Here is a 26,842-nt window from a genome sequence, read left to right as displayed (position 1 = left end):
GGCGGCAGCAGAAGGTATGCCACGCCGAGCACGGCCGCGACGACGGCCGTGCCCCACTCGAGCCGGTGCCGGGCCAACACGCGCCCGACCCTACCGGGCCGCCCGGAGGTTGCAGGCTGTCACGGTAGGGTGGCCGCCATGTCCCGCCCCGCCCTCGTCCGATACGCGGGCCTGGCAGGCAGTCTGCTGCTCGCGGTCGCCGCCTGGCTCGGCGGCGCGCACCGCCCGTGGGCGCCCACGATTACTCCCGGCACGATCGTGACCGGGAAGAACGGCGTCGTGCTGCCGATCGCCTGGTTCTTCGGCACGGCGCTGCTGATCGGGGCGTGGTGCGCCGGCCGGCGGCACGTGCCGTCGACGCGATGGGCCTACGTCACGGCGGGGCTTTGGGTGGCGCCGGTGGTCGCGTTCCTTCCGCTCGGCAGTTACGACATCTACTCGTACGCGTGCCAGGGCTGGCAGCAGGCGGCGGGGCTCGACCCGTACGCCGGCGGGGTCCATGCCCTGGGTTGCCCGTGGGCCGACGCCGTCGCGCCCACCTGGCGGGACGCGCCGGCACCCTACGGCCCGGTCTTTCTGCTGCTGGCCGGCCTGGCGGCGAAGGCCGGATCGCTCACCGGCACGCTCGCGGGCCTGCGGGTCATCGCGCTGCTCGGGGTGGCGCTCATCGCCGTCTGCCTGCCGCCGCTGGCCCGGCACGCCGGGGTGCCGCCGAAGCGCGCGGTCTTTCTGGTGCTGGCGTGCCCGCTCATCCCGATCCACCTGGTCTCGGGCGCGCACAACGACGCGGTGATGGTCGGCCTGCTGCTGGCGGGGCTGGCGTCGGCGGTCACGAGACGATCCCTTCTGGCGGGGGTGCTGCTGGGGCTGGCGATCGGGGTGAAGGCGACGGCCGTCGTCGTGGTGCCGTTCGCCGCCTTGCTCGTTGCGGGGCCTCCCGCTTTGCCTTGCTCCACACCGGGAAGCGCTCCACGGTTGCGTGAAAACGCTGCCAAAATCGCTCTGCTGCTCGGCGGGGTGGTGGGCAGCCTCGTGGCCGTCTCGTTCGCGTCGGGGCGTGGCCTCGGCTGGATCACCGGACTCGAGGGCAGCGGCGTCTCGGTGCAGTGGACATCCCCGTCCACGGCCGTCGGCATCACGATCGGCCTGTTCGGCGTGGACGCCGTCCCGGTCACCCGCGCGATCGGCGTCGTGCTGCTCGCGGTGGTGCTGATCGTCCTCTGGTGGCGCGCATACCAAGACGGGCCCAGGCTGGTCCACGCCGCCTACGCGCTGGCCGCCACGGTCGTCCTGGCGCCGGTCTTCCACCCCTGGTACGCGGTCTGGGCCCTGGCCCTGCTCGCGGCCACGGTCACGAGGGAGACGCTCTGGCTGGTCATCCCGTGCGCCGTCGTCGCCGCCCTCTGCACGCCCGACGGCTACAACCTCGCGCTGGCGACCAAGACGCAGGGCGCGGTGGTCATGACCGCTTTACTCGCCTACTTCGGCGTCAAATATGGAAAAGCGTGGCATGAAGCGAAAAATCTGGATCCTGTCGGCGCTGGCGATACTGACCCTGATCATCGACTACCTGGCCGAGAAACGTAACGGGTACTTCGACTCCAAGGTGTACTACGGCGCCATTCAATACTGGTTCCACGGCGATGGTGGCATGGTCTACGACTGGATGCGGCCGGGCACCCCGTACGGCTTCACCTATCCTCCCTTCGCCGGCCTGCTGATGTCGCCGATGGCCGTCATCCCGTACGGCGTCGTCGTGGTGATCGCCGTGGTCGCCACCGTTCTCACCACCGCGCTGCTGACCTGGTGGTTCGCCGGCCCGCTGCTGAAGCGCTGGGGCCGCCCGATGTGGTTCGGCTTCGGCATCGCCCTCTGCCTCGCGCTCGCCTTCGAGCCGATCCGCGAGACGATCAGCTTCGGCCAGGTCAACACGCTGCTGCTCACGCTGGTCGCCGGCGACATGCTGTTCGGCGTCGCGCGCGGCCGGAAATGGGCCGGCGTCGGGATCGGCCTGGCCACCGCGATCAAGCTCACCCCGGGCATCTTCATCCTCTATCTGCTGATCACCCGGCGCTGGCGGGCGGCGGCGGTCTCGACGGCGACGGCGGCGGGCGCGACGCTGCTGGCCGGCGCGGTCTTCCCGGACGAGACCCGCGAGTTCTGGACATCGGCGCTCTGGGACACGAACCGGGTCGGCGTGCTGGCCTATGTGTCCAACCAGTCCGAGCGCGGGTTCCTGGCCCGCCTGGAGATCGGTTCGATCGAGGCCCGGGTCTGGCTGGTCTGCGTCCTGCTCACGCTGGGTTTCTGGATTTGGCGCGTACGCCGTGAGCCCGGCGACGTGCTGGGCGGGCTCGCGCTGACCGGCGTCGTCGGCTGCCTGATCAGCCCCGTCACCTGGGTGCACCACTGTGTCTGGCTGATCCCGGCCCTGGTCCGCTGCGCCGACCGCGGGTTCGCCGGCCCGGACCGCCGCCCGCTCTACCTGGCCGGCGCGGCGTACCTGATCATGACCTCCCGGCTCACCTGGGCCTGGGAGTTCGAGCCGTTCCCGCCGTTCCGGATCATCGGCAGCAATCTCTATGTCTATTTCACCCTGGCCCTGCTTATCTGGACACCCATCGAAACTGTCCGTTCGACTCCCGTCCATGAACCGGACAAGATCATCGCGTAGCCAGGACACATGCCTCTACGCCGTTCCACCTCGGCGCTTGCCCTCCTCGGTCTGGCCGCCGCGCTGAACGCGACGCCGGCGTCCGCGCACGGCCGCTCGCACGACGCCGAATTCCGGCGCCTCGCGACCTTTCCCGCGTACCTGAACACCTCGATCGACGACACCGCGGCCGCCGAGATCTCCACGGTCACCGAGGACGGCCGGACCGTCGTCTACACCGACAGCCCGGGCAAGCGCCTCGGCTTCGTCGACATCACGAACCCGGGCACGCCCCGGCCCGGCGGCACGCTGGCCATGGGCGGCGAGCCGACGTCGGTGTCGCACCTCGGTCACCTGCTGCTCGCCGGCGTCAACACGAGCGAGAGCTTCGTGAACCCGTCCGGCAAGCTGGTGGTCGTCGACGACCGCAGCCACGCGATCGTCCGCGAGATCGACCTCGGCGGGCAGCCCGACTCGGTCGCGGTCGCCCCGAGCGGCCGCTACGTCGCCGTGGTCATCGAGAACGAGCGCGACGAGGACCTGAACGACGGCGCCCTCCCGCAGCTCCCGGCCGGGTACCTGTCGGTGGTCGACACCCGGACCTGGAAGGTCGCGAAGGTCGGCCTCACCGGCCTGGCCGCGATCGCACCCGAGGACCCCGAGCCCGAGTACGTCAGCATCAACGCGCGCGACGAGGCGATCGTCTCCATCCAGGAGAACAACCACTTCGCGATCGTCTCCCTGCGCGACCGGAAGGTCGTCCGGCACTTCGACGCCGGCTCGGTCACGGTGACCGGCATCGACGCGAACGACGACGACCAGATCGTGCTGGGCGACACGATCACCGCGAAGCGGGAGCCGGACGGCGTCGCCTGGCTCTCCGACGACCTGTTCGCGGCCGCCAACGAGGGCGACTACGAGGGCGGCTCGCGCGGCTGGACGATCTTCGACCGGAGCGGCAAGGTCGTCTGGGACGCGGGCAACTCGCTCGAGCACATCGCCGTCGAGCACGGCCTCTACCCGGACAAGCGGTCGGACGCCAAGGGCATCGAGCCGGAGAACGTGGCCTTCGCCCGGATCGGCGGCGTGCCGTACGTCTTCGTGAACGCCGAGCGCGGCAACTTCACCGCCGTCTACGACGTGTCGAACCCGCGCAAGCCGGTGTGGAAGCAGTTGCTGCCGACCGCGGCCGGACCCGAGGGCGTCGTCGCGGTGCCGTCGCGCGGCCTGGTCATCGTCTCCAGCGAGACCGACGACGCCGAGAACAACCTGCGCGGGGCGGTCGGCATCTACGGCCTCGGCCACGGGCAGTTCCCGTCGATCGTCTCCGGCGGCCTGATCCCGTGGGGCACGCTGTCGTCGCTGTCGGCGGTCCCCGGGCAGGGTGACCAGCTGGTGGCGTCGACGGACGCGGCCTACGTACCGACGCGTCTGGTCACCATCGATGTGCGCAAGTCGCCCGCCAAGATCTTCAAGCAGCTCACGGTGACCAAGGACGGCAAGCCGGTCGGGTACGACGCCGAGGGTCTCGTGGCCCGCAAGGGCGGCGGCTATTGGATCGCCTCCGAGGGCGACGCCAAGACCACCGCGAACCTGCTCGTCCGGCTCGATGCCAAGGGCGCCGTCCAGCAGGAGATCCCGCTGCCCGCCGACATCGCCGCCGCGGTCACCTCCAACGGTTTCGAGGGCGTGTCCGAGTCCGGCGACTACGTCTGGGTGGCCGTGCAGCGCTCGCTCAAGACCGACCCGCAGAACATCAACCGCATCGGCCGGTACGACACGAGGACCGGCCAGTGGTCGTGGCTGGGATACCCGGTCGACGCCGCGCCGCTGGGCTGGTCCGGCCTGTCGGAGATCGTCGCCGTGGACCGCGACACGTTCGCGGTGATCGAACGGGACAACCAGCGCGGCCCGCAGGCGTCGATCAAGAAGGTCTACGAGTTCGACGTCCCGTCGCGCTGGACCGGGTTCCCGACGGTCGAGAAGCGCCTCGTCAAGGACCTCCTGCCGCTGCTGAGGTCGGACAACGGCTGGGTGCAGGACAAGGTGGAGGGTCTCGCGATCGCGGGCAACGGCCGGACGTACGCGGTCACCGACAACGACGCGATCGACGACGCCACCGGCGAGACGCAGTTCTTCCGGCTCGGCCACCTCCTCTGACATCCGCTGACACGGTTTGTCAGCGCCGTGTCAGCGGGCCGGAGCATGCTGGCTCCCGTCAACGCAACCATGACGGGAGCTCACTCATGACGAACGCGATCGTCGCCGAAGGGCTGGTCAAGCGCTTCGGCGACACCGTCGCCCTCGGCGGCGTCGATCTTGCCGTACGCGAGGGGACCGTGCTCGGCCTGCTCGGGCCGAACGGAGCCGGCAAGACCACCGCGGTCCGGGTGCTCGCCACCCTGATCCAGCCCGATGCCGGGCACGCCACGGTGGGCGGCTACGACGTGGTCAAGCAGGCCCACCAGGTGCGTCGCCTGATCGGCCTCACCGGACAGTACGCGTCGGTCGACGAGACCCTGACCGGTGTCGAGAACCTGCTGCTGATCGGCCGCCTGCTCGGCCTCTCCCGGCGCGACGCCCGGGCCCGGGCCCGGGAGCTGCTCGGCCAGTTCCGCCTCGACGACGCGGCCGACCGGGCCGCCGGGAAGTACTCGGGCGGCATGCGGCGGCGGCTCGACCTCGCGGCCAGCCTGGTCGGCACGCCCCGGATGCTCTACCTGGACGAGCCGACCACCGGCCTCGACCCGCGCAGCCGTAACGACATGTGGGACATCATCCGCGGCCTGGTGCGGGACGGCGTCACCGTGCTGCTCACGACGCAGTACCTGGACGAGGCCGACCAGCTGGCCGACGAGATCGTGGTGATCGACCACGGCAAGGTGATCGCCACCGGCACGTCGGACCAGCTCAAGTCCCGCGCCGGCGCGCAGACCGTGACCGTGCGGCCGGCGTCCGACGAGGACCGGGACACCGTCGCCGCCATCGTCGGCTCGATCGCCTCCGGCGCCGTCGACCTGTCCGGGCCGATCATCAGTGCCCCGGTGACCGACCCGGCGGCGCTGGCCACCCTGGTGCGCCGGCTCGACGAGAAGGGCGTGCCGGTCGCCGAGCTCGCCCTGCGCAGCCCCAGCCTCGACGAGGTGTTCCTGACCCTGACCGGCCACTCCGCCTCGTCCTCGCCCGAAGGGAACGACGCATGAGCACCCCGACCATCGAGGCCCGGGTCAGCCCGATCGTGGCCGTGCGCAACACCGCCACGCTCGCCTGGCGCACCCTCGTGCAGATCAAGCACAACCCGTTCGAGCTGCTCGACTTCAGCGTTCAGCCGATCATGTTCCTGGTCCTCTTCACGTACGTGTTCGGCGGCGCCATCGCGGGATCGACCTCCGAGTACCTGGCGTTCGGGCTGCCCGGCATCATCGTGCAGAACCTGCTGTTCGCCACCCTGAACACCGGGGTCGGCCTGAACACCGACATCAGCAAGGGCGTCTTCGACCGGCTCCGGTCGCTGCCGATCTCGCGGTTCTCGCCGCTGGCCGGCCGGATCGTGGCCGACGTGGTCAAGCAGGCGTGGGCGGTGACGCTGCTGCTGGTCGTCGGCACGATCCTCGGCTTCCGGATCGGCACCGGGCCGGCCGAGGTGGCCGGCATGTACGCGCTGCTGCTGTTCTTCGCGTTCGCCACGTCGTGGATGTCGGTGCTGGTGGCCATGCTGGTCAGCGAGCCCGAGAAGGTGCAGATCTTCGGCTTCGTGCTGCTGTTCCCGCTGACCTTCGCCAGCAACGCGTTCGCGCCGACCGAGACGATGCCGGGCTGGCTCCAGGCGTGGGTGAAGGTCAACCCGGTGTCGATCCTCGCCGACGCGGTGCGCGGCCTGCTCAACGGCGGCCCGATCGCGACGCCGGTCACCCAGTCAGTGATCTGGGCGGTCGTCCTGCTGGCCGTCTTCGCCCCGCTCTCGGTCTGGGCCTTCCGCCGCCGCGTCTAGGCTAGCCCGGTCGCGTCGAGCAGCGTCGGCACGGTCAGCCCGGCCGCCCGCCGGTAGGCCGCTTCGAAGCCCGCGTCGCCCAGTGCGGCGCGGGCCGCGGCCGCGATCAGCGCCGTGTCCGGCACCGTCGCGTCCCGGGAGCCGCGTACCGCGTCGGCCGCGCCCAGCAGGTACGCCGCCCGCTCGGGATCGCCCTCGCGCAGCACCAGGTCGGCCCAGCCGGTCACGGCCATCGCCACCACCGGCGCGTCCCGGGAACCCACGGCGATCCGCAGCGCCTCCACGTGATGGCGGCGGGCCGTGGCCAGGTCGCCGGCGGCGGCCTCGATCAGCCCTTGCGTGTTGCGGGTCATCGCGCTGAACTGCGGCGCGAACGCCGGGTTCCCCATCATCTCGGCCGACCGGGCGATCATTTCGCGGGCCTCGTCGAGGTCGCCGCTCATCCGGGACATGGTCGCGTAGCCGTACTGCACCGAGGCCAGCACCTCGGGCAGGCCGATCTCCTCGGCCATCTCGCGCGCCCGTTTGAGCACCCGGTACGCCTCGTCGTGCTCGCCGGCCAGCCAGAGCTGGTGTGCCATCTTGGTCTCGAGCTGCGGCATGTCCTCCCGGATGCCCACCTCGCGGATGAGCGCCGCCGCCTCCCGCTGCCAGCGCACCGCCTGCGCGAAGTCGCCCTCGGCCGCGACCATGTCGGCGAGCGCGCTGAGCGTGAACCCCGTTCCCCAGCGGTCGCCGACGGCGCGGAATCCGGTCAGCGCGTCCCGCATGTCGGTGACGGCGGCCTCGCCGCTGTCGCCGAAGTTGAGCCGCAGGTGCGCGAGGATCATCTTGGCGGCCGCCCGCAGCCAGGGGTCCGGGTCCTCGAACAACGGCGCGACGACCCGGATACCGGCGTCCGGGTCGGGGTTGTCGAAGATCGCCGCCAGCGGCTTGAGCAGGCGCAACGCCGGATGCTTCGCGTCCGGGCCGGCGCCGTTCGTCTCGGCCGCGAGGAAATGCTCCTTCACCTGGTCGATGGTCAGCGCGCCCTCGAGGCCGTTGATCACGGCGAACGTGTGGGTGAGCGCGAGGTCCTCGGCGTCGGCCTCGCCGGGCATGGCGGCCACCTCGGCGGACAGGACGGCGCCCTCCATCCGGTGCCCGCGCAGCCACCAGTACCAGCCGAGCCGGGCCACGAACGCGGCCGCGGTGACCTTGTCGCCGGCGTCGACCGCGGCCCGGACCGAGGCTTGCAGGTTGTCGTGCTCGACGCCGAGGCGGCGCAGCCAGACCAGCTGCTCGGCGGTGCGCAGCCGGGGCTCGGCCTCCTCGGCCAGCGACAGCAGGTACCGGGCCAGGGTGCGCCGATGGGACTCGGACTCGCCGGCCGCGGCCAGCCGCTCGAGCCCGTACTCGCGGATCGTCTCGAGCATGCGGTAGCGACCGTCCGGGCCGAGCACCAGCAGCGACTTGTCGACCAGGGCGCCCAGCAGGCCGAGGTCGGCGTCGCAGACCTGCTCGACGGCGGTCACGTCGGCGCCGCCGTGGAAGACCGCGAACCGCCGCCACAGCCGCCGCTCGTCCTCGGTGAGCAGGTCCCAGCTCCAGTCGACCACCGCCCGCAGCGTCTGGTGCCGGGGGAGGGCGGCGCGGCTGCCGCCGGTGAGCAGCCGGAACCGGTCGGCCAGCCGGTCGGCGAGCACCGGCACGGGCAGGGTGCGCAGGCGCGCGGCGGCGAGCTCGATGGCCAGCGGCATGCCGTCGAGCGCCCGGCAGACGCGGACCACCGGCTCGGCGTTGTGGTCGTCGAGCACCAGCCCGGCGGCGCGATCGAGCAGCAGGCGTACGGCCGGAAATGCGGAGGCGGAGGCGGCGTCCGCGCCCACCGGGGGGAGAGCCAGCGGCTCGACCGGATGGATCCGCTCGCCCGGAATGCCCAAGGGCTCCCGGCTGGTGGTGAGCAGGCGCAGGCGCGGCGCGGCCCGCAGCAGCGCGTCGGCCACCTCGGCGGCGGCCGCGATCAGATGCTCGCAGTTGTCGAGGATGAGCAGCATCTCGCGGCCCGCCAGCGCCTCGCTGAGCCGGGCCACCGGCGTCTCGGCCACCGCCGGCCGGGCGATCTGCAGCTGGGACCGCAGCCCGAGCGCGCCCAGGATGGCCTGCGGCACCTCGGACGGATCGGTCACCGGGGCGAGCTCCACCCGCCAGACCTCGCCGGCGCGGCGGCCGCCGACCTCGACCGAGAGCCGGGTCTTGCCGCTGCCGCCCGGCCCGAGGAGCGTGACCAGGCGATGGGTGTCGATCAGGGCGCACACCTCACGTACGTCCGCATCGCGCCCCACGAAGCTGCTCACCTCGGCCGGCAGATTGCCCCGCGCCCGCGCCGGCGCCCGCAGCAGCTCGAGATGGACGGCGGCCAGCTCGGCCGTCGGATCGGCGCCGAGCTCGTCGGCCAGCCGGCGCCGCAGCTCCTGGTAGACCTCCAGCGCGCGCCCCGGGTTGCCCTGCTTCTGCAGCGCCCGCATGAGCAGGCCGGTGAGCGGCTCGTCGAGCGGATGGGCGGCGACCAGGCCCTCCAGCTCGGGGACGACGTCCCGGTGGCCGATCTGCGCCTCGAGATGACGGCGCAGGGTGGCGAGGCGAAGCTCGTCGAGCCGGACCGCGTCCGCCCGGGCCACCTCCGGGAACTCCAGATCGCCGCGCCAGAGGTCGAGCGCTCCCCGCGGGTTGCTCTCGGCCGCCCGGACGAACCGGATGGCATCAACGTTCTCCGGGTCGATGGCCAGGCGGTAGCCGTTGGCCGCCGACTCGACGGTCAGCGCCGGGGCCGCGCGGCGCAGGCGCGACACCAGTGCCTGAAGCGCGTTGCCCGCCGCCTGCGGAGGGTCGTCGCCCCACACCCCGTCGATCAGCCGGTCGGCGGTGACGACGCGGCCGGCGTCGAGGGCGAGCAGCAGCAGGAGGGTGCGCAGCCGGGCGCCCGCGACCGGCACGGCCTGACCGCCCCCGTCACGCAGCTCGACCGGACCGAGCACCGCGATGTCCACGTCCCGATTCTGCCTGTCCCCGCAACCGCCTTCTCGTGAGGGCGGGCTCGCTCAGCAGGAGCAGCAGTGCCACGCCGGTGAGCAGTCCGGCGATCAGGAACGTGCTGCGCAGGCCGGTGCGGGGGAGCAGCACGCTGCCGAGGAGGGCGCCGGAGGCGATGCCGACGTTGAACATGGCCGAGAAGACCGCCGAGGCGACGTCGGTGCTGCCGGGGGCCACCTGCAGGACCCGGCTCTGGAACGTGGCCGGGATCTGCGGCATCGCGAAGCCCCACAGCGCCATCAGGGCCACGGTCGCGGCCTGGCTGGTGCCGAACAGGTAGAGGGCGAGCAGGACGGGCGACAGGATCAGCAGCGGCGCCACGGTGGCGGCCCGGGGGGCGCGGTCGGCCAGCGCGCCGCCGGCGGCGACGCCGCCGAGACCGGCGATGCCGTAGACCAGCAGCAGGGCGCCGACGCCATCGGCCGGGAAGCCGCTGACCTGGGTGAGAAACGGGGAGATGTACGTGTACGCGCCGAACACGCCGGTGATCGCGACCGCGGTCGCGGCGATGAGCAGCCAGTACCGCCGGGTGTCGGGCGTCTCGCCGGTGGCCGCGTTGCCGTGCTCGGGCGCGGTGGTCGGGAGCAGCAGCGCGGTGCCGATCAGCGCCACCAGGCCGAGGCCGGCGACGGCGAGGAAGGCGACCCGCCAGCCGGCCTGCTGGCCGAGCCACGTCGCGGACGGCACGCCGAGCACGCTCGCGAGCGAGCCCCCGCCGATCAGCGCGGCGGTCACCCGGCCACGGACCCGCGGGTCGAACAGCGCGGCGGCGGCCGGCGCGGCGACGGCCCAGAAGATCGCCTGCGCGAGCGCGGTGACGACACGCCCGCCGAGCAGCAGCCGGTAGCCACCGGTCACCGACACGCAGGTCGCGACCACGAAGACGGCCAGCACCCCGGAGATCAGATAACGGCGCGGAATCCGGCGTACGAGATGGGTGAGCGGCAGCGACGCGATGGCCACCGTGACCCCGTAGCCGGTCACCAGCAGACCGGCCGTCGACAGCGAGACACCCACGTCGCCGGCGATCACCGGCAGCAGGCCGACCGGCAGCATCTCCACGGTGAAGAACGAGAACGCCGCGACCATGAGCGCCCCCAGCGCGAGCACGCTCCCCCGTCGGCCCGGCCCGTCGCTCACTTGATCATTATGCCGGGCCTGTCGGTGAGGTGACTGCCCGCGGCCGGGGATGTGGATACGTTCGGGCAATGGATCCCGCCTCTCTCGCGCTCGCCGCCGCCAGTCTGATCGCCACCAAGGCCGCCGAAGGGGCCGGGTCGGCGCTCGGCGAGGCGGTCCGCAACGGCATCAACCGGGTCTACGAGGTGGTGCGCTCGCGGTTCGGCGGCGACGCCGAGGTGACCGAGTCGATCGACCGGGTGGAGGCGAAACCGGAGAGCAAGGCCCGCACCGCCGAGCTCGCGGAGACCCTCCAGGACCGGATCGCGCACGATCCCGAGCTCGCCCGGCAGCTGGAAGACCTGATCAACGACATTCCCGCCGCGCCCTCGTTCATCACGACGGTGAAGGACAACGCGCGGGTCGGCAAGATAACCAACATCGGCGAGGTCCACGGCGACGTGACGTTCTGATCCGGCGGGCGGTGGGCGGTGGACGATCGGAAAGCGGTCCGGCCGGAGGTCGCCGCGGTGGTCAGCGGCGGCCAGGTCGAGAAGATCGTGCAGATCGCGCAGGCCGGTGACGTCAACATCATGCTGCGTTCCGGCCCGGAGCGCGCGCACGAGTTGCAGGACCTGCTCGACCTGCGTCTGGCGGCGGACGGGACCCCGCCGGCCGTGGAGGACGTCAACTACCACGACATCGGCGTCTCCCGGTCGAAGTACGTCCACCGCGCGCAGCCGTACGTGCGTCGCAAGGCCGACGCCGCGCTTCGTGAGGCCGTCCGCGACGAGTCGTTCGTGCTCCTGGTCGGTCTGTCGAAGTCGGGCAAGTCGCGCTCGCTGTTCGAGGCGCTGCTCGCGGAGGTGCCCAAGGCGCGGCTGCTGGTGCCCCGGGGCGACCCGTCGGCGCCGGCCAAGCTGCTGGCCTTCGGGCCCCTCTTCGCCTCGCTCGTCGCCGAGCGGAACGAGCGGATCGTGCTGTGGCTCGACGACATCGACCGCTACCTGGCCCCGTCCGGGCTCGACGCCCTCACCCTGGAGAGCTTCGCCGGCCTCGGCCCGTCCGTGCTGGTCGCCGGGACGATCCGGTCGAAGAGGCGCGACGACGTGCTGGCCGCCGCCGGCGAGACGGGACGCGCCGCCCACCTGATCCTCGGCCGGGCGCGGACGATCACGCTGGCCCGGAAGCTCCAGCCGGAGGAGCGGGAGGAGGCGGCACGGCTGTACCGGGACGAGGACTTCACGCAGCGGGGCATCGGCGAGCAACTGGTGGCCGCGCCCCTGCTCGAACAGCGCTACGAGGACGCGTACGAGAGCAACCCGGCCGGCTGGGCCGTCATCCAGGCTGCCATCGACTGGCGCCGGGTGGGTCTGGAGCACCCGCTGCGCCGGACGACCCTGCACCGGATGTTCGCGATGTACCTGGCCGACGCGGCGCCCGAGCTCGACGCCACCGACGACGCCTTCGCCGCCGGGCTGGCCTGGGCGCGGGAACCGATCGCCGGGTCGATCGCCCTGCTCCACACCGTGCGCGAGGACGACGACATCCGGTTCTCCGCGTTCGACTACATCCTCGCCTACGCCGACGGTCAGCGACCCGAGAGCGCGGTCGAGATTCCGGGCTCCACCTGGGACTTCGTCATCCGGGACAGCTCGCCGTACGACCTTCTCGACGTAGGCTTCGCGGCGATCACCCGGAAGGAGAGCGCGATCGCGCGGAGCGCCTTCCGGGCCGCGCTCGACGCGGACGACAGCGATGTGGCGCCCCTGGCGGCGCTGCTGCTGGGCGACCTCGAGTTCGAGGACGGCAACCTGGACCGCAGCCGGGTCCTGCTGACCCAGGCGATCGACTCGGGCGACCCCGACGTGGTGCCGATGGCCCGGACCGACCTCGGGGCCGTCCTGATCCGGACCGGCGAGTACCGGCTGGCGCGCGAGGTGCTGGAGGCCGCCATCGGCTCCGGCGACACCCGGGTCGTGCCGCTGGCGCAGGCGAGCCTCGGCGGGCTGTCGTTCAACACCGGCGAGCTGGCGCGGGCGCGTGAGCTGCTGGAGGCCGCGCTCGGCTCGGACAACCCGATCGCGGTGGCGCTGGCCCAGGCCAATCTCGGCGGCCTGCTGGTCAACGCGGGCGAGCCCGGCCGGGCGCGCGAGCTGCTCGAGGCCGCCCTCGCGTCGGACAACCCCCAGGTCGTGGGGCTGGCCCAGGCCAATCTCGGCGGGCTGTATTTCAACTCCGGCGAGCTCGAGCGGGCGCGCGAAATGCTGGAGGCCGCCGTCGGCTCGAACAACCCCCAGGTGGCGGCCCTGGCCCAGGCCAACCTCGGCGGGCTGCTGTTCAACGCCGGGGAGGTCGGCCGGGCCCGCGACCTGCTGAAGGCCGCGGCCGACTCCGGCGATCTCCAGGTCGCGGCGATGGCGCAGGTGAGCCTCGGAAGCCTGCTGGTGGCTGTCGGGGAATGGGACGCCGGGCGACGGCTGCTGGAGCAGGTCGCCGCCTCCGGCAACACCGAGCAGAGGCCGCGCGCGCTGGCCGTGCTCGGCGAGCTGCTGACCGGCCGGGGCGACGCTCCCGGCGCGGAGGATGCCTTCCGGGCGGCGATCGCCGCGGCGCATCCGAAATGGACGCCGGTCGCGGAGAACGACCTGGCCCTGCTGTACATCGGCCAGGATCGCGGCGACGAGGCGCGCCCGCTGCTGGAGCGGGCGAGCGCGTCGGACAACCCCGACCAGAGGCCGCGCGCGCTGGCCGTGCTCGGCGAGCTGCTCGCCGGCCGCGGGGACGAGACCGGCGCCGAGGAGGCCTACCGGGCGACGATCGCCACGGCGCACCCGCGCTGGGTCCCGGTCGTGCAGATCGACCTGGCCGTGCTGTACCTCGGTCAGGGCCGCGGCGCGGAGGCGCGCCCGCTGCTGGAGCAGGTCGCCGCCGCCGGCGACCCGGACCGGAAGGCCGAGGCCCTCGCCCTGCTCGGCGGGGTGCTGGCGAACGAGGGTGACGTCCCCGGCGCGGAGGCGGCCTACCGGGCGGCGATCGGCACGGCGAATCCGAAGTGGATGCCGATAGCGCGCACCGACCTGGCCGTGCTGTACCTCGGTCAGGACCGGGGCGACGAGGCGCGCCCGCTGCTGGAGGAGACCATCGCCGACGGCGACCCGGGCCAGACGCCCCGCGCGCTGACCCTGCTCGGCGAGGTGCTGGCGGCCCGGGGCGACCTGCGCGGGGCGGAGGCGGCCTTCCGGGCGGCGATCGGCACCGGCCACCCGCAGATCGCGCCCGTGGCCCGGGCGAGCCTCGGCGGCCTGCTGTTCAACCTGGGCGAGGTCGGGCCGGCCCGCGATCTGCTGGAGGCGGCCGTCGCCTCCGGCAACCCGACCGCGGTGGCGATGGCCCAGGCCAATCTCGGTGGCCTGCTGTTCAACGCCGGTGAGAACGGGCGGGCCCGCGAACTGCTGGAGGCCGCGATCGACTCTGGCAACTCGACCGCGGTGGCGATGGCCCAGGCCAATCTCGGTGGCCTGCTGCTCAACGCCGGCGAGGCCGGGCGGGCACGGGAGCTGCTGGAGGCGGCCGTCGCCTCCGGCAACCCGCAGATCGTGCCGCTGGCCCAATCCAACCTCGGCGTCCTGCTGGTGACCGAGGGCGAGGTCGAGCGGGCGCGCGAGCTGCTGGAGGCGGCGGTCGCCTCGGGCAGCGCCCAGGTGGTGCCGCTGGCCCAGGCGAGCCTCGGCGTCGTGCAGTTCAACGCGGGCGAGACCGAGCTCGCGCGGGAGACGCTGGAGGCGGCCGTCGCCTCCGGCAATGCCCACGTCCTGCCCATGGCGCAGACCAGCCTCGCCGCCCTGCTGATGGTCGCGGACGAGATCGACCGGGCCCGCGAGCTGCTGGAGGCCGCGATCGCCGCGGACGACCCGGACCAGAAGCCGCGCGCCCTGGACCTGCTCGGCGACCTGCTGGTGGGTCAGGACGACATGGCCGGGGCGGAGGCGGCCTACCGCGCGGCCGTCGACACCGGCCATCCGGGCTGGACCCCGATCGCCCAGACCGACCTGGCGATCGTTTACATCGACCAGGAGGAGTACGCCGAGGCGCGCCCGCTGCTGGAGCAGGCCATCCGGGGCAGCGCCGATCCGGTACGCAAGGCCCTGGCCGCCGGACTGCTCGGCGACGTGCTGGTGAACCTGGGCGAGCCGGCCGAGGCGGAGGCCGCGTACCGGACGGCCGGGGAGTCGGGCAACGACCTGCTCACCGCCGTGGCGCGCGCGAGATCGGCGACGCCGGGCGACTCGCCGGACCCGAACGACTGGTTCGCGATCCCGGAGTAGACATGCCCGGCGCGGTGTGTCGGATCCGCCGCGGCTCGTTCGTAGAAAGGTGGAGAGCCCGGCGTAGGGTCGGGCCGGGGAGGTTGATCACCATGACTACGTCGACCAGGTCGTTGCGCTTCGGGGCCGTTGCTCCGATCACCACCGATGTGCGGGCGTGGCGCGACCAGCTGCGTGGTCTGGCCGACAGCGGCTACTCGACCATCCTGATGCCCGACGTGCCGGAGTGGCAGCCGGCGCCGGCTCCCGCGCTGGCCGTCGCGGCGACGGTCACCGATCTGCGGGTGGGCACCTGGGTGTACGCGTCGCCGGTGCGGCCGGCCTGGAGCACCGCGTGGGAGGCGCACTCGCTGACCGTGCTCACCGAGGGCCGCTTCGACCTGGGCATCGGCACCGGCCGGCCCGGCATCTCGGACCAGCTCCGCGAGCTGGGCCTGCCGGTGGTGCCCGCGAGCCGGCGACTGGACCAGGTGCGTGCGGTCGTCAAGGCCCTGCGCGAGCTGGACGGCCCGGACCGGCACACCCCGGTGGCGATGGCCGTGGGCGGCCCGAAGGCGCAGGCGGTGGCGGCCGAGCTGGCCGACACGGTGACCTTCGTGATGCCGCACACCGAGTCGCGGGCCGACACGACGCGCCGGGTCCGCGACTTCGGCAACGGCCGCGACGTGGAGTTCGCGCTGCACGTGCCGGTGGTCGGCGACGGGGTCGCCCCGTTCATGGCCGGCCCCGACACCGACCCCGCCGCCCTCCGCGCCGCGGACTCGCTGGCCTTCCTCCCGACCGACCCCGCCGCGGCCGCCGAGGAGATCCAGCGGCGACGTGACGAGATCGGCTTCACGTACTTCGTGTTCGGAGCGGACGTCGCCGCCGCTCTCGCCCCGGTCGTGGCCGAGCTGGCCGGACGGTAAAGCAGGCACACATGGCCAAGTATCGATGGCGTACGAGACTGCGGGTCATCCTGCCGTTCTGGACCATGCCGCTGTTCCCGAAGGGCAAGAAGGACTGCGGTGCGCACGAGTGGTACCGCTCCGACGAAACCAGCTACGGCTGCTATCACTGCACGGCCGTACGACGGCAAACGACGGTCACACCGGCCGAGGGCCAGGCGTGACCGTCGTTAGTTGCTTCAGCCAACGCACCGTTGCTTCGCTGGTTTCGACTATGCCGATGTCAGGGTGGCGAGGTAGCCGCGGTCCGCTCTCGACCAAGGCCAGTGCCTTCGTTGCGGCCGCTGTCCGGGCCGGCTCGTCGCCGAGCCTGTCGGCGAGTCGTGCACGTGCGACGTTCCAGCGAAAGATGGCGTCGTTGAACGCCAGGCCCCGGCCACGTTCCGCGCATGCGGTGAGCAGCGCGTTTGCTTCCTCCAGGTGGTCTGCGTCGCCGTGTTCGGTGAGCAGTTCGGCAAGCGAGAGTTCTGCCAGGTGGCTCGTGCCGTTCAGGGTCGGCCATCGGTCGAGCAGTGTTCGGTAGTGCTCTTCGGCCGCGGCGGCGTTGCCGTGGGCTCGTTCCAGGTCGCCGAGCAGCTCGGTGGCTGACGCCGCTTCTGAGCCATCGGGATCACCCTCCAAGACGCGTCGATAGAGCTCCCGGGCGCCGTCGGCGATTCCCGCCTCGGCCAGGCTGAGAGCTTTGATCCGAAGGTACTGACCGCGGCTCGAAGGCCGCGCCCTCGCGAGGCGCCGTTCGAACTCGGCTCGGGCCGATTCGTGCCACTCCGTCGTTCGGTACCAGTCGGTCGGCATGTCGCTCCTCTCGCAGTGGCTGTGCTGACCCTACGAGCGCCGCCGAGGCTGGAGTGCGGGAATCGGCGACAGGGGCGGACAGCGGGAAGCGGCGGCCACGCCGGCTCGGAGCCGGGCATGACCGCCGCTTCGCAGCTTGTCGCCGAGTTGTCGCGGTTGCTGGGGTGTACGACGAAACCCCAGGTCAGCGAGCTGAAACGGGTCAGACGTTGTAGTACATCTCAAACTCGTGCGGGGTCGGGCGGAGGCGGACCGGGTCGATCTCGTTGGCGCGCTTCCAGTCGATCCAGGTGGAGATCAGGTCGTCGGTGAAGACACCGCCGGCGGTGAGGAACTCGTGGTCGGACTCGAGCGAGTCGAGGACGGCGTCGAGGGAGCCGGGGACCTGCTTGACGGTGCCCCACTCCTCCGGCGGGAGGTCGTAGAGGTCCTTGTCGATCGGGGCCGGGGGCTCGATCTTGTTCTTGATGCCGTCGAGGCCGGCCATCATCTGGGCGGCGAACGACAGGTACGGGTTCGACGACGGGTCCGGCACGCGGAACTCGACGCGCTTTGCCTTCGGGTTGCTGCCGGTCACCGGGATGCGGGTGCAGGCCGAGCGGTTGCGCTGGGAGTAGACCAGATTGACCGGGGCCTCGAAACCAGGGACCAGGCGACGGTACGAGTTGACCGTCGGGTTCGTGAAGGCGAGCAGGCTCGGGGCGTGGTGCAGCAGGCCGCCGATGTACCAGCGCGCGGTGTCGGACAGGCCCGCGTAGCCGGTCTCGTCGTAGAACAGCGGCTCGCCGCCCAGCCAGAGGCTCTGGTGGGTGTGCATGCCGGAGCCGTTGTCGCCGAACAGCGGCTTGGGCATGAAGGTCGCGGTCTTGCCGTTCTCCCACGCCGTGTTCTTGATGATGTACTTGAACAGCTGCATCTGGTCGCCCGCGTGCAGCAGGGTCGAGAACTTGTAGTTGATCTCGGCCTGGCCGGCGGTGCCGACCTCGTGGTGCGAGCGCTCGACGGTGAAGCCGGCGTCGAGCAGGCGGCGCACCATCGAGTCGCGCAGGTCGGAGTAGTGGTCCAGCGGCGCGACGGGGAAGTAGCCACCCTTGTACGCGGTCTTGTAGCCGCGGTTGCCGCCCTCCTCCTCCTTGCCGGAGTTCCAGGCGCCCTCGATCGAGTCGATGTAGTAGAAGGCCTGGTTCGCGGACGTGGAGTGGCGGATCGAGTCGAAGATGTAGAACTCCGCCTCGGCGCCGAAGTACGCGGTGTCGGCGATACCGCTGGAGGCCAGGTAGGTCTCGGCCTTCTTGGCCACGTTCCGCGGGTCACGCGAGTAGGCCTCGCGGGTGAACGGGTCGTGGATGAAGAAGTTCAGCGCGAGCGTCTTCTGCTGGCGGAACGGGTCGATGAACGCGGTGCTGACGTCCGGCAGCAGCATCATGTCGGACTCGTGGATGGCCTGGAACCCTCGGATCGAGGATCCGTCGAAGGCGAGACCGTCGGTGATGACGCTGTCGTCGAACGACTCAACCGGGGTGTTGAAGTGCTGCATCACACCGGGCAGGTCACAGAACCGTACGTCGACGAACTTGACGTCCTCGTCCTTGAGGTATCGCAGGAGCTCCTCGGGATTGGCGAACAACACGTCCTCCTGGCACATGATTTCGACACCGGGGCGGCGTGGTTCCGCCGCGTGGCTAGGCTGGTCGCGACGCTATGGGTACGGAGTTGCCCGGGCGTATCCCTATTGTTTCCGTCGTGTTACGGCACCGGAGAGTGAGCCGCGATCCAGGCCACGCTATCGCGGCCGTCACATACCGCGTGCCGGGTCGCGAAAACCTGCCCGGTTACGCTTGGCGTCGTGGCGACGACCAGCGAACCGAGAACCGATGTGGCGTCGTTCGCACGGCGAGCGCTGGCGCTGCTGATCGATTGGGCGGCGGCCACGCTGGTCGCCAGCTTCCTGGTCGACGACCTGCGGGCGAACCCGTGGCCGCAGCTCGGCGTGTTCGTGCTGGCGCACGCGTTCTTCGTCGGCCTCTTCGGACAGACGGTCGGCATGGCGCTGGCCCGCATCCGATGCATCTCCATCACGGACGGAGGCGCCATCGGCATCCCGCGGGCGCTGCTGCGGGGGTTGCTGATCGCCCTGATCATCCCCGCGGTGATCTCCGATGGGGACGGTCGCGGCCTGCACGACCGAGCGGCGCGCTCGGTGATGGTGGTGTCCCGCCCGCGCGAGTGACCCGCCCGCGGGGTGCGGCCACGTCGGTGGCGGGTTGGGATCTGGTCGGGAGCTCTGCTTACCTATACGCGCGTCGGGCTGTGGCCGCGTTGGTGGCGGGTTGGGATCTGGTCGGGAGCTCTGCTTACCTATACGCGCGTTGGGGTGCGGCCGCGTTGGTGGCGGGCTGGGATCTGGTCGGGAGCTCTGCTTACCTATACGCGCGTCGAGTGGCGGCTGCGGCTCTGCTTACCTATACGCGCGTCGGGCTGTGGCTGCGCGGCTCTGCTTACCTATACGCGCGTCGGGTGGCGGCTGCGGCTCTGCTTACCTATACGCGCGTCGGGCTGTGGCTGCGCGGCTCTGCTTACCTATACGCGCGTCGGGCTGTGGCTGCGCGGCTCTGCTTACCTATACGCGCGTCGGGTGGCTGCGCGGCTCTGCTTACCTATACGCGCGTCGGGTGGCTGCGCGGCTCTGCTTACCCATACGCGCGTCGGGCTGTGGCTGCTGCTGCGGCGGCGTGCGGGGACTTCGGCTGCCGGGCGCGGCGGGGTGGGTGACCCATCGCTACACGCGAGAGGCGCGCTGCGGCCCGGTGTTTCCGCCGGGTCGCGCTGCGCGGCGTGGGCTTGTCCGGACCGCGTACCTCTGCTGCTTGTTCGTGATTTGTCGTTTTGGGCTTTATCAGCGCTGACGCTGCTGCCGGAACGCGCCCTTGGCCGGCCGCATGTTCTTCGGGATCGCGCCCTTGGGCATCTGCGGGCGGGCCATGAGCGCGCCGAGGCGCTTGTCGAGGGCGTTGACGTCCTTGCCGGTGAGGTTCTTCGGGAGGCGCATGAGGGTGGTGCGCAGCTTGCGGATGTTGAGCTGCCCCTCCTCGTGCCCGATGATCCAGTCGAAGATCGGGGCGTTTCCGATGACCTTGGAGAGCCGCTTCTTCTCCTGACCTAGCAGGCCTCGTACGCGCTGAGGGTTGCCCTCGCCGAGCAGGATCACGCCGGGGCGGCCGATCACCACGTGCACCATGTCGAACTGGGTGGTCGAGCTCGCGGCGGGGCGCACCCGCCAGTCGCCGCGCATGTTTTCGATCAGGCTCGCGGCGGCGCCGGGCTGGCCCTCGGCCGCGTTCATCATCGCGGCGTTGGAGCGCAGGTTGAGCACGATCACGGCGGCCAGCAGCGTGAGCATGAGGCCGACCGGGATCCAGATGTAGCCACCCGTCAGGAGAACGACGAGCACGGTGAGCGCGACCGGGATCAGAACCGCGGCGACCAGCAGCGGAATGAACCACTTGTCCTGCTTTGCCGTGAAAGAGAACACCTGACCGATCTGCTTCAGGCGCTCGCCGAACGACACCTTCTCCTGGGGTTTTGCCATAACACGGAAGTGTAGTGGGACTGCGGTGCCTTACGCGGGCCGGGCACCGGTCGCGGGCCCGGGTAAGGAGGGTGCGGGCCCCGAAATGAGGCGGCTTCCTCATGTGGGCGGGGTGCCTTCGCGCGAAGAGTCGACATCAACAGCGAACGACCTGTCGAAAGGCGCGAAGAGATGTTTCCGAACAGCGACCCGGCCATGACCCTCCAGCTGCACCGTCAGCGGGTGGCCGAGATGATCCGTGAAGCCGCCGACCACGAGCTCGCCCGCACCGCGGGCCAGGGGCAGCACCGCCGCTTCGGCCGGTGGCGCTCCAAGCGCGAACGGGGGCGGAGCGCGCGGGTGACCGCCGCGGCATGAGCGGCGAAAAAGGGGCGCGATTCTTGTCGTACCCCCATGGCATGCTCGACCTCATGACAGCGCAAGCGCACAGCGAGGTTCTGGTCGGCCGCGAGGCCGACCTGGCCGCGCTGCGCGACGCGCTCAAACGTGCCCGCAGCGCCGAGCCGTCCACCCTCCTGGTGGGCGGCGAGGCCGGGGTGGGCAAGACCCGGCTGGTCGAGGAGTTCTGCCGCACGCTGGCCGGCGAGCCGGTGCGGGTGCTCAGCGGCCAGTGCCTCGAGCTCGGCGAGGAGGGCCTTCCCTTCGCGCCGTTCGCGGCCGCCCTGCGCGAGCTCGTGCGGGCCGACGGGACGGCGATCCTCGACGGGCGGGAGCGCGAGTTCGCCCGGCTGCTGCCCGATCTCGGTCCGCCGCCCGAGCCCGGCGATGCCCGGCGCGGCCTGCTCTTCGAGTCGGTCGGCGCCCTGCTCGAGCGGGTCAGCGGCGCGCAGCCGATCGTGCTGATCCTGGAGGACCTGCACTGGGCCGACCGGTCGACGCGCGACCTGATCGGCTTCCTGGTGCGCTCGGCCCGGGTGCCGCAGATGCTGCTGATCGGCACCTATCGCACCGACGAGCTGCATCGCGGCCATCCACTGCGGCCTTTCCTGGCCGAGCTGGATCGGGTACGCGGAGTGCAGCGCCACGAGATCGACCGGCTCGACCGCGACGGCACCGCCGAGATGCTCACCCAGATCCTCGGCGTGGAGCCGGCGGCCGCCACGGTCGACGCGGTCAACGAGCGCTCCCAGGGCAACCCGTTCTTCATCGAGCAGTTCGCGGCGGCCGCCGACCCGGCCTGCAGCGACATCCCGACCAGCCTGCGCGACCTTCTCCTCTCCCGGGTCGACCAGCTGCCCGAGCCGGCCCAGCAGGTGCTGCGGGTGGCGGCGGTCGGCGGCACCAAGTTCGGCCACGAGCTGCTGCTGCGGGTCGCGGGAATGGACGAGGCCGCCCTCGAGTCGGCCCTGCGCACGATCGTGGCCGCCCAGCTGGTGGTGTTCGACCCTGACGGCGGCTACGAGTTCCGGCACGCGCTGGTCCGCGAGGCCGTGCACGACGACCTGCTGCCCGGTGAGCACGCCCGGCTGCACGCGCGCTACGCCCAGGCGGTCGAGGACGAGCCGTCGCTGGTCGCGATGGGGCGGGCGCCGGCCGAGATCGCCCACCACTGGTATGCGGCACGCGATCATCCGCGGGCGCTGGTGTCGGCGAAGCGGGCGGCCGACGTCGCGGGGCGGCGATATGCGTACGGGGAACAGGCCCGTCTGCTCGACCGCGTGCTCGAGCTGTGGGAGGACGTGCCCGAGGCCGAGTCCCTGCTCGAGATCGGCCACCTCGACCTGCTCGAGGAGGCCGCGATGGTCGCCGTCGACGCGGGCGACCACCAGCGCGCCCTCACGCTGACCAAGGCCGCGCTGCGCGACCTCGACAAGGACGCCGAGCCGCTGCGCGCCGCCCGGCTGTTGTTGCGCCGGGTCAAGCTGCTGCGCAACACCGGCAAGAGCGACGGCGCCGACGAGTGCCGCGAGACGTACCGGCTGCTCGGGCTCGCGCCGCAGGGCGCCGACCGGGTGCGGCTGCTGGCCGACCTCGCCCGCCACTACTCCGACATCGACGAGGAGATCGCCGCCCAGATCGCGACCGAGGCCAAGCAGGCCGCGGCCGACGAGGGCGACCTGGCCACGATCGTCGCGGCCGAGGTGGTCTTCGGCGAGGTCTGCACGGGCCGGGTGCACGTGGGCGACGCTCTCCCGATCATGTACGCGGCGGCCGATCGCGCGCGGGCGTCCGGCGACCTGTCCAGCCTGACGCATTCGCTCGTCAGCATCTCCGACTCGCTGTTCGAGCTCGGGCGCTACGCGGAGTCGGCGGCGGCCGCGGCCGAGGGCGTGCCCGACGCCGACCGGGTCGGCGTGAGCCGCACGACCGGCGTCTTCCTGCTGGCCAACCACGCCGAGGCGCTCATCGCGCTCGGCCGGTGGGACGAGGCCGACGCCCGGCTCGCCGAGGCGGCCCGGCACGATCCGCCCGGCCGGCTCGAGCTGCCCTGGCTGCGGCTGCGCGCCTGGCTGCGGCTGGCGCGCGGGCAGGAGGGTTCCGAGCCGCTGGTGACGAAGGCGACGATGTGGCTGGGCAAGCCCTATCTGCACGCCGAGAACCGGCTCTACCTGTTCGAGCTGCGCGTCCTCGCGGCGCTCGACGCGGGCGATGTGATCACGGCGGCCGAAGTGGCGCGGAGCGCGGTCGCGCATCCGTGCGTCTTCGAGCGGCCGCGGTACGGGTGGCCGTTGCTCGCCACGGCGGCGCGGGCGGCGGTGGCGGCGCCGGGCGCGGAAGACCTGGCCGAGGCGGTGGCCGACGCGGCGGCGCGGCTGGCCCAGCGTTATTCGGCCGAGTGGGCGTTCGCGCTGCAGGTCGACGCGGTGCTGTCCGGGGGCGAGCAACGGTGGCGGGCGGCGGTCGAGGCGTGGCGGGCCGACGGCCGGCGCTACGAGCTCGCGGCGGCGCTGCTCGGGCTCGCGGAGGCGCAGGCCGCCGACCGGGCCGCGGCGGCCGAGACGCTCAGCGAGGTCTGCTCGATCGCCGACGAGCTGGGGGCGGCGCCGCTGGCCCACCACGCCGAGACGCTGGCGCGGCGCCTCGGGCTGCGGACCCCGGGCGCGGCGGCGGTGGTCGCGGCCGGTACCGAGATCTTGACGGCCCGCGAGCGCGAGGTGCTGCGGCTCGTGGCCGAGGGGCAGAGCAACAGCCGGATCGCGCAAAGCCTGTACATCTCACCCAAGACGGCCAGCGTCCACGTCTCCCGCATCATCGCGAAGCTCGAGGTGGCCAACCGGGTCGAGGCGGCGGCGGTCGCCCACCGGCTGGGGCTGCTCGACGAGTGAGGGCCTAGGCCAGGCGGCGGTTCAGGCGGACCAGGTAGGTGAGGGCGGCGACGCCGGCACCGATCAGGGCCAGGCCGAAGGCGATCGCGAGGACGCTGCCGGCGCCCATGCCCGACTCGGCGAGGGCGGCGGCCTCGGCCTTGGTGTCGGTGCCGTCCGGGAAGGTGGGGTAGGCGGCGGGGGCCTGGGTGTAGTTCGCGCTGGGTGAGCTGCTGGTGGTGGCCGGGGACGGCGCGGTGGTTGTGGGGGTGGCGGCCGGCGTCGTCGTTGTGGTCACGGCGGGCGGGGCGGCGGTGGTTGCGCACGTGGTCGACGGGGTGCGCCACTGGGCCACGTGGGTGGTGAAGGTGCTGTCCCGGACGGTGAACGTTGCGCCCTTGGCGACCTTGATCGTGGTGGAGCGGCCGGGGGAGAGGCGGATGCGGCTTCCGTTTGCCGTTCCCGTTCCCGTTCCCGTTCCCGTTCCCGTTCCCGTTCCCGTTCCCGTTCCCGTCAGGAAGACGGCCTGGGTGCCGGCGTCGGGGGTGTTGGCGAGGGTGGCGGTGAAGGTGCCGTCGCAGGCGTTGGCGTAGGTGACCGTGGGGGTGGCGGCGCAGGCGGTCGAGCCTCCGGTGTACGAGGCGATCGAGGCGCTGCCGTAGGGGTCGGCCATGCTCGTGGTCTCGGTGCGGACGGCGGCGCCGCGGAAGGCGTCGACCTGGGTGTAGCAGTTGGGGACGGCGACCTTGAGGGTCACGCTGCGCTTGGCGGGCGTGATCGTCGCGGCGGCGGTGTCGTAGACGAACTGGCCGGCGTTCGAACCGGGGGCGTCGCTCGTGTACGAGACCAGGGTGAACGTCTGCTTCTGACCGGCGCAGAGGGCCTTGCTCGCGGTGATCGTGACGGTGCCGGCGGGGCCGTTGAAGGTGTGGCGGTAGGTCGCGGGGGCGCAGGCGGTGGCCGTCGTCGTCGCCGCCGTCGTCGCCGCTGCGGCGGGGGCAGCGGTCAGGGCGAGGACGGATGCCACGCCGGCCAGGAACAGCAGGAAACGGCGCACGGCCGGACCACCCCTACCTTCGAACGGTTGGGGTCGGTCTCACCACTGACTCGCCGGGCCGTGGAACGGTGACCGAGGTGCTCGGCCCGGGTCTGCGTCTCCCCTCGGGGCGATTTGCCCCGGCTGATCAAGGTTAGGCCGGGCAAATCGGTATCGCCCACTGGCCGAAAGGTCCGAAAAATACGACATGCCCGGTGGGCGGGGTGCGGTGGTGGGCCGGGCGGGGTGCGGCGGGGTGGCGGTGGCCGGGAGGGGTGCGGTGCCGGCACGGGCGGCGGGTGATGCGCGTATTGGTGAGCAGAGCTAAGTGGTGGCGGGGTGCGGTGCCGGCGCGGGCGGCGGGTGATGCGCGTATTGGTGAGCAGAGCTAAGTGGTGGCGGGGTGCGGTGCCGGCGCGGGCGGCGGGTGATGCGCGTATTGGTAAGCAGAGCAAAGCGGTGGCGGGGTGCGGTGCCGGCGCGGACGGCCGGTGATGCGCGTATTGGTAAGCAGAGCAAAGCGGTGGCCGGGGTGCGGCGGTGGGCCGGAGTGCGGCGCGGCCGAGTGAGTGGGGGCCGGGCGGGGTGCGGCCGGGAGCCCAGCGGTCGCCGGGCGGGGTGCGGCGGTGGCCGGGTAAGGAGCGACGCCGGCCGGCTCGGGCGGGGTTCGGCGGTGGGCCGGGCGTGGCGCGGTGCCGGCACGGGCGGCGGGTGATGCGCGTATTGGTGAGCAGAGCTAAGCGGTGGCGGGGTGCCGGCCGGGGATGACGCGGGCGGGGAGGGCGGGCGTCAGCCGCGGGCTTCGAGGGCCTGCTTGTAAAGGCGACCGGCGCGGTAGGACGACCGGACCAGCGGGCCGCTCATCACGCCGGCGAAGCCGATCTGGTCGGCCTCCTCGCGGAGCTCGACGAACTCCTCCGGCTTCACCCAGCGCTCGACCGGGTGGTGACGCGGGGTGGGACGCAGGTACTGCGTGATGGTCACCAGCTCGCAACCGGCCGCGTGCAGGTCGCGCAGCGCCTGGGAGATCTCGCTTCGCTCCTCGCCCATGCCGAGGATCAGGTTGCTCTTGGTGACCAGGCCGGCCGCGCGGGCCTGGGTGATCACGTCGAGCGAGCGCTCGTAGCGGAAGCCGGGGCGGATGCGCTTGAAGATGCGGGGCACGGTCTCGACGTTGTGTGCCAGCACCTCGGGGGTCGCGCCGAAGACCTCGGCCAGTTGCGCGGGCTCGGCGTTGAAGTCGGGGATCAGCAGCTCGACGCCGCAGCCGGGCTGGAGCTTGTGGATCTGGCGGACGGTCTCGGCGTAGAGCCAGGCGCCGCCGTCGGGCAGGTCGTCGCGGGCCACGCCGGTGACGGTCGCGTAGCGCAGGCCCATGGTGGCGACGGACTCGCCGACCCGGCGCGGCTCGTCGGCGTCGAACTCGGCCGGCTTGCCGGTGTCGATCTGGCAGAAGTCGCACCGGCGGGTGCATTGGTCACCGCCGATGAGGAAGGTCGCCTCGCGGTCTTCCCAGCACTCGTAGATGTTGGGACAGCCCGCCTCCTGGCAGACAGTGTGCAGGCCTTCCTTCTGCACCAGGCCCCGCATCTGCGTGTACTCGGGGCCCATCTTGGCCTTGACCTTGATCCACGGAGGCTTCCGCTCGATGGGAGTTTCGGCGTTGCGCGCTTCGATGCGCAGCATGCGGCGGCCCTCGGGAGCAATAGTCACAGCCCCGAGATTACGCCTGAATAGGGCCCTGCCTAGACAGGGGCGACGAGGCTCACGTGACGGTCGGTGTGACCGCGGTCACCCCACATGCCGGTAATTCGGTTTCCCCCCAGGTCGCTTGCTGTTAACGTCCCGCCGGCAAGAGGAAAGCAAGAGCGAACGGCGTTGACGGAACCGAGTAGCGCTCCGATCGCCGGCCGAGAGAGCCGCCGTGGCTGTGATGGCGGCCCGCGCGCCGGGGCGTGAAGACACTCCCGAGCCGAGCATGACAAGAGGCGCCCCGACGAGGGGCGCGAAGGTGTGGTGGCACCGCGAGGATCCCGCTCGCCCACACCTCCCTGGGGCCGCGTTGCA

Annotated in this window: 19 protein-coding genes; 12 read left to right on the top strand and 7 right to left on the bottom strand. The window is 71.9% G+C overall.

Annotated elements, in window-relative coordinates; translation table 11 throughout:
• Positions 1-138: 138 nt before the first annotated feature.
• From mptB to ACZ6TB_RS27475, 5 genes are all read left to right on the top strand, one after another.
• Positions 139-1,587 carry a polyprenol phosphomannose-dependent alpha 1,6 mannosyltransferase MptB gene (gene mptB / locus ACZ6TB_RS27495; RefSeq protein ID WP_465558435.1) on the top strand — a complete coding sequence of 483 codons (1,449 nt, stop codon included), beginning with the start codon at positions 139-141 and terminating at the stop codon, positions 1,585-1,587.
• Positions 1,511-2,674, top strand: a complete 1,164-nt coding sequence (locus ACZ6TB_RS27490; protein ID WP_465558433.1) for a glycosyltransferase 87 family protein — start codon at positions 1,511-1,513, stop codon at positions 2,672-2,674. Before mptB ends, ACZ6TB_RS27490 begins: the two co-directional genes overlap by 77 nt.
• Positions 2,675-2,683: 9 nt before the next feature.
• A complete protein-coding gene (locus ACZ6TB_RS27485) occupies positions 2,684-4,813 on the top strand; it encodes an esterase-like activity of phytase family protein (protein WP_465558431.1) in 2,130 nt (709 codons plus the stop codon).
• 86 nt (positions 4,814-4,899) lie between these two features.
• Positions 4,900-5,856, top strand: a complete 957-nt coding sequence (locus tag ACZ6TB_RS27480; RefSeq protein ID WP_465558429.1) for an ATP-binding cassette domain-containing protein — start codon at positions 4,900-4,902, stop codon at positions 5,854-5,856.
• A complete protein-coding gene (locus ACZ6TB_RS27475) occupies positions 5,853-6,644 on the top strand; it encodes an ABC transporter permease (RefSeq protein WP_465558427.1) in 792 nt (263 codons plus the stop codon). Before ACZ6TB_RS27480 ends, ACZ6TB_RS27475 begins: the two co-directional genes overlap by 4 nt.
• Here the strand turns inward: ACZ6TB_RS27475 and ACZ6TB_RS27470 are convergent.
• Both ACZ6TB_RS27470 and ACZ6TB_RS27465 read right to left on the bottom strand, forming a co-directional pair.
• On the bottom strand, positions 6,641-9,673 hold the full coding sequence (locus ACZ6TB_RS27470) for an AfsR/SARP family transcriptional regulator (protein WP_465558426.1): 3,033 nt from the start codon (positions 9,671-9,673) through the stop codon (positions 6,641-6,643). The genes ACZ6TB_RS27475 and ACZ6TB_RS27470 overlap by 4 nt on opposite strands.
• The gene (locus ACZ6TB_RS27465) at positions 9,636-10,856 is read right to left on the bottom strand and encodes an MFS transporter (RefSeq protein ID WP_465558424.1); all 1,221 of its coding nucleotides are present in this window, start codon (positions 10,854-10,856) and stop codon (positions 9,636-9,638) included. Before ACZ6TB_RS27465 ends, ACZ6TB_RS27470 begins: the two co-directional genes overlap by 38 nt.
• Positions 10,857-10,924: 68 nt before the next feature.
• Between ACZ6TB_RS27465 and ACZ6TB_RS27460 the strand changes: the two genes are divergently transcribed.
• The 4 genes from ACZ6TB_RS27460 (at position 10,925) to ACZ6TB_RS27445 (ending at position 16,274) form a co-directional block, all read left to right on the top strand.
• A complete protein-coding gene (locus ACZ6TB_RS27460) occupies positions 10,925-11,308 on the top strand; it encodes a hypothetical protein (RefSeq protein WP_465558422.1) in 384 nt (127 codons plus the stop codon).
• An 18-nt stretch (positions 11,309-11,326) separates the two neighbouring features.
• On the top strand, positions 11,327-15,163 hold the full coding sequence (locus tag ACZ6TB_RS27455; RefSeq protein WP_465558420.1) for a tetratricopeptide repeat protein: 3,837 nt from the start codon (positions 11,327-11,329) through the stop codon (positions 15,161-15,163).
• Positions 15,164-15,255: 92 nt separating this feature from the next.
• Complete coding sequence (locus tag ACZ6TB_RS27450) at positions 15,256-16,071, top strand: LLM class flavin-dependent oxidoreductase (protein WP_465558418.1); 816 nt, start codon at positions 15,256-15,258, stop codon at positions 16,069-16,071.
• Between the two features lie 11 nt (positions 16,072-16,082).
• On the top strand, positions 16,083-16,274 hold the full coding sequence (locus tag ACZ6TB_RS27445) for a hypothetical protein (RefSeq protein WP_465558416.1): 192 nt from the start codon (positions 16,083-16,085) through the stop codon (positions 16,272-16,274).
• On the opposite strand, the gene ACZ6TB_RS27440 is transcribed toward ACZ6TB_RS27445, so the two are convergent.
• Entirely contained in the window at positions 16,249-16,905 is a 657-nt protein-coding gene (locus tag ACZ6TB_RS27440) for a tetratricopeptide repeat protein (protein ID WP_465558414.1), read from the bottom strand. The two genes, ACZ6TB_RS27445 and ACZ6TB_RS27440, sit on opposite strands and share 26 nt — an antisense overlap.
• A gap of 202 nt (positions 16,906-17,107) precedes the next feature.
• Positions 17,108-18,532 carry a type I glutamate--ammonia ligase gene (glnA, locus tag ACZ6TB_RS27435; RefSeq protein ID WP_465558634.1) on the bottom strand — a complete coding sequence of 475 codons (1,425 nt, stop codon included), beginning with the start codon at positions 18,530-18,532 and terminating at the stop codon, positions 17,108-17,110.
• 219 nt (positions 18,533-18,751) lie between these two features.
• Here glnA and ACZ6TB_RS27430 point away from each other — a divergent pair, with 219 nt between their 5' ends.
• Positions 18,752-19,135, top strand: a complete 384-nt coding sequence (locus tag ACZ6TB_RS27430; protein WP_465558412.1) for an RDD family protein — start codon at positions 18,752-18,754, stop codon at positions 19,133-19,135.
• Positions 19,136-19,801: 666 nt separating this feature from the next.
• Here the strand turns inward: ACZ6TB_RS27430 and ACZ6TB_RS27425 are convergent.
• Complete coding sequence (locus ACZ6TB_RS27425; protein ID WP_465558410.1) at positions 19,802-20,494, bottom strand: DUF4191 domain-containing protein; 693 nt, start codon at positions 20,492-20,494, stop codon at positions 19,802-19,804.
• A 171-nt stretch (positions 20,495-20,665) separates the two neighbouring features.
• Between ACZ6TB_RS27425 and ACZ6TB_RS27420 the strand changes: the two genes are divergently transcribed.
• Both ACZ6TB_RS27420 and ACZ6TB_RS27415 read left to right on the top strand, forming a co-directional pair.
• The gene (locus ACZ6TB_RS27420; protein WP_465558408.1) at positions 20,666-20,851 is read left to right on the top strand and encodes a hypothetical protein; all 186 of its coding nucleotides are present in this window, start codon (positions 20,666-20,668) and stop codon (positions 20,849-20,851) included.
• A gap of 53 nt (positions 20,852-20,904) precedes the next feature.
• Positions 20,905-23,760: a helix-turn-helix transcriptional regulator gene (locus ACZ6TB_RS27415; protein WP_465558406.1), complete on the top strand. Its 2,856-nt coding sequence runs from the start codon at positions 20,905-20,907 to the stop codon at positions 23,758-23,760.
• A 4-nt stretch (positions 23,761-23,764) separates the two neighbouring features.
• Here ACZ6TB_RS27415 and ACZ6TB_RS27410 read toward each other — a convergent pair whose 3' ends face one another.
• A complete protein-coding gene (locus ACZ6TB_RS27410; protein WP_465558404.1) occupies positions 23,765-24,796 on the bottom strand; it encodes a hypothetical protein in 1,032 nt (343 codons plus the stop codon).
• A 768-nt stretch (positions 24,797-25,564) separates the two neighbouring features.
• The gene (lipA, locus tag ACZ6TB_RS27405) at positions 25,565-26,461 is read right to left on the bottom strand and encodes a lipoyl synthase (RefSeq protein WP_465558632.1); all 897 of its coding nucleotides are present in this window, start codon (positions 26,459-26,461) and stop codon (positions 25,565-25,567) included.
• Positions 26,462-26,842 lie beyond the last annotated feature (381 nt).

This window comes from Actinoplanes sp. NPDC051537 (assembly GCF_055586105.1).
Note: the sequence above shows the minus strand (reverse complement) of the source record. Positions and strands in the feature narration are given on the sequence as shown.

Coding starts and splice junctions, on each gene's coding strand:
- lipA (WP_465558632.1), bottom strand. CDS start 26,461: ATGCTGCGCATCGAAGCGCGCAACGCCGAAACTCCCATCGAGCGGAAG.
- ACZ6TB_RS27445 (WP_465558416.1), top strand. CDS start 16,083: ATGGCCAAGTATCGATGGCGTACGAGACTGCGGGTCATCCTGCCGTTC.
- ACZ6TB_RS27485 (WP_465558431.1), top strand. CDS start 2,684: ATGCCTCTACGCCGTTCCACCTCGGCGCTTGCCCTCCTCGGTCTGGCC.
- ACZ6TB_RS27425 (WP_465558410.1), bottom strand. CDS start 20,494: ATGGCAAAACCCCAGGAGAAGGTGTCGTTCGGCGAGCGCCTGAAGCAG.
- ACZ6TB_RS27420 (WP_465558408.1), top strand. CDS start 20,666: ATGTTTCCGAACAGCGACCCGGCCATGACCCTCCAGCTGCACCGTCAG.
- ACZ6TB_RS27440 (WP_465558414.1), bottom strand. CDS start 16,905: ATGCCGACCGACTGGTACCGAACGACGGAGTGGCACGAATCGGCCCGA.
- ACZ6TB_RS27480 (WP_465558429.1), top strand. CDS start 4,900: ATGACGAACGCGATCGTCGCCGAAGGGCTGGTCAAGCGCTTCGGCGAC.
- ACZ6TB_RS27475 (WP_465558427.1), top strand. CDS start 5,853: ATGAGCACCCCGACCATCGAGGCCCGGGTCAGCCCGATCGTGGCCGTG.
- ACZ6TB_RS27450 (WP_465558418.1), top strand. CDS start 15,256: ATGACTACGTCGACCAGGTCGTTGCGCTTCGGGGCCGTTGCTCCGATC.
- ACZ6TB_RS27460 (WP_465558422.1), top strand. CDS start 10,925: ATGGATCCCGCCTCTCTCGCGCTCGCCGCCGCCAGTCTGATCGCCACC.
- mptB (WP_465558435.1), top strand. CDS start 139: ATGTCCCGCCCCGCCCTCGTCCGATACGCGGGCCTGGCAGGCAGTCTG.
- ACZ6TB_RS27415 (WP_465558406.1), top strand. CDS start 20,905: ATGACAGCGCAAGCGCACAGCGAGGTTCTGGTCGGCCGCGAGGCCGAC.
- ACZ6TB_RS27490 (WP_465558433.1), top strand. CDS start 1,511: ATGAAGCGAAAAATCTGGATCCTGTCGGCGCTGGCGATACTGACCCTG.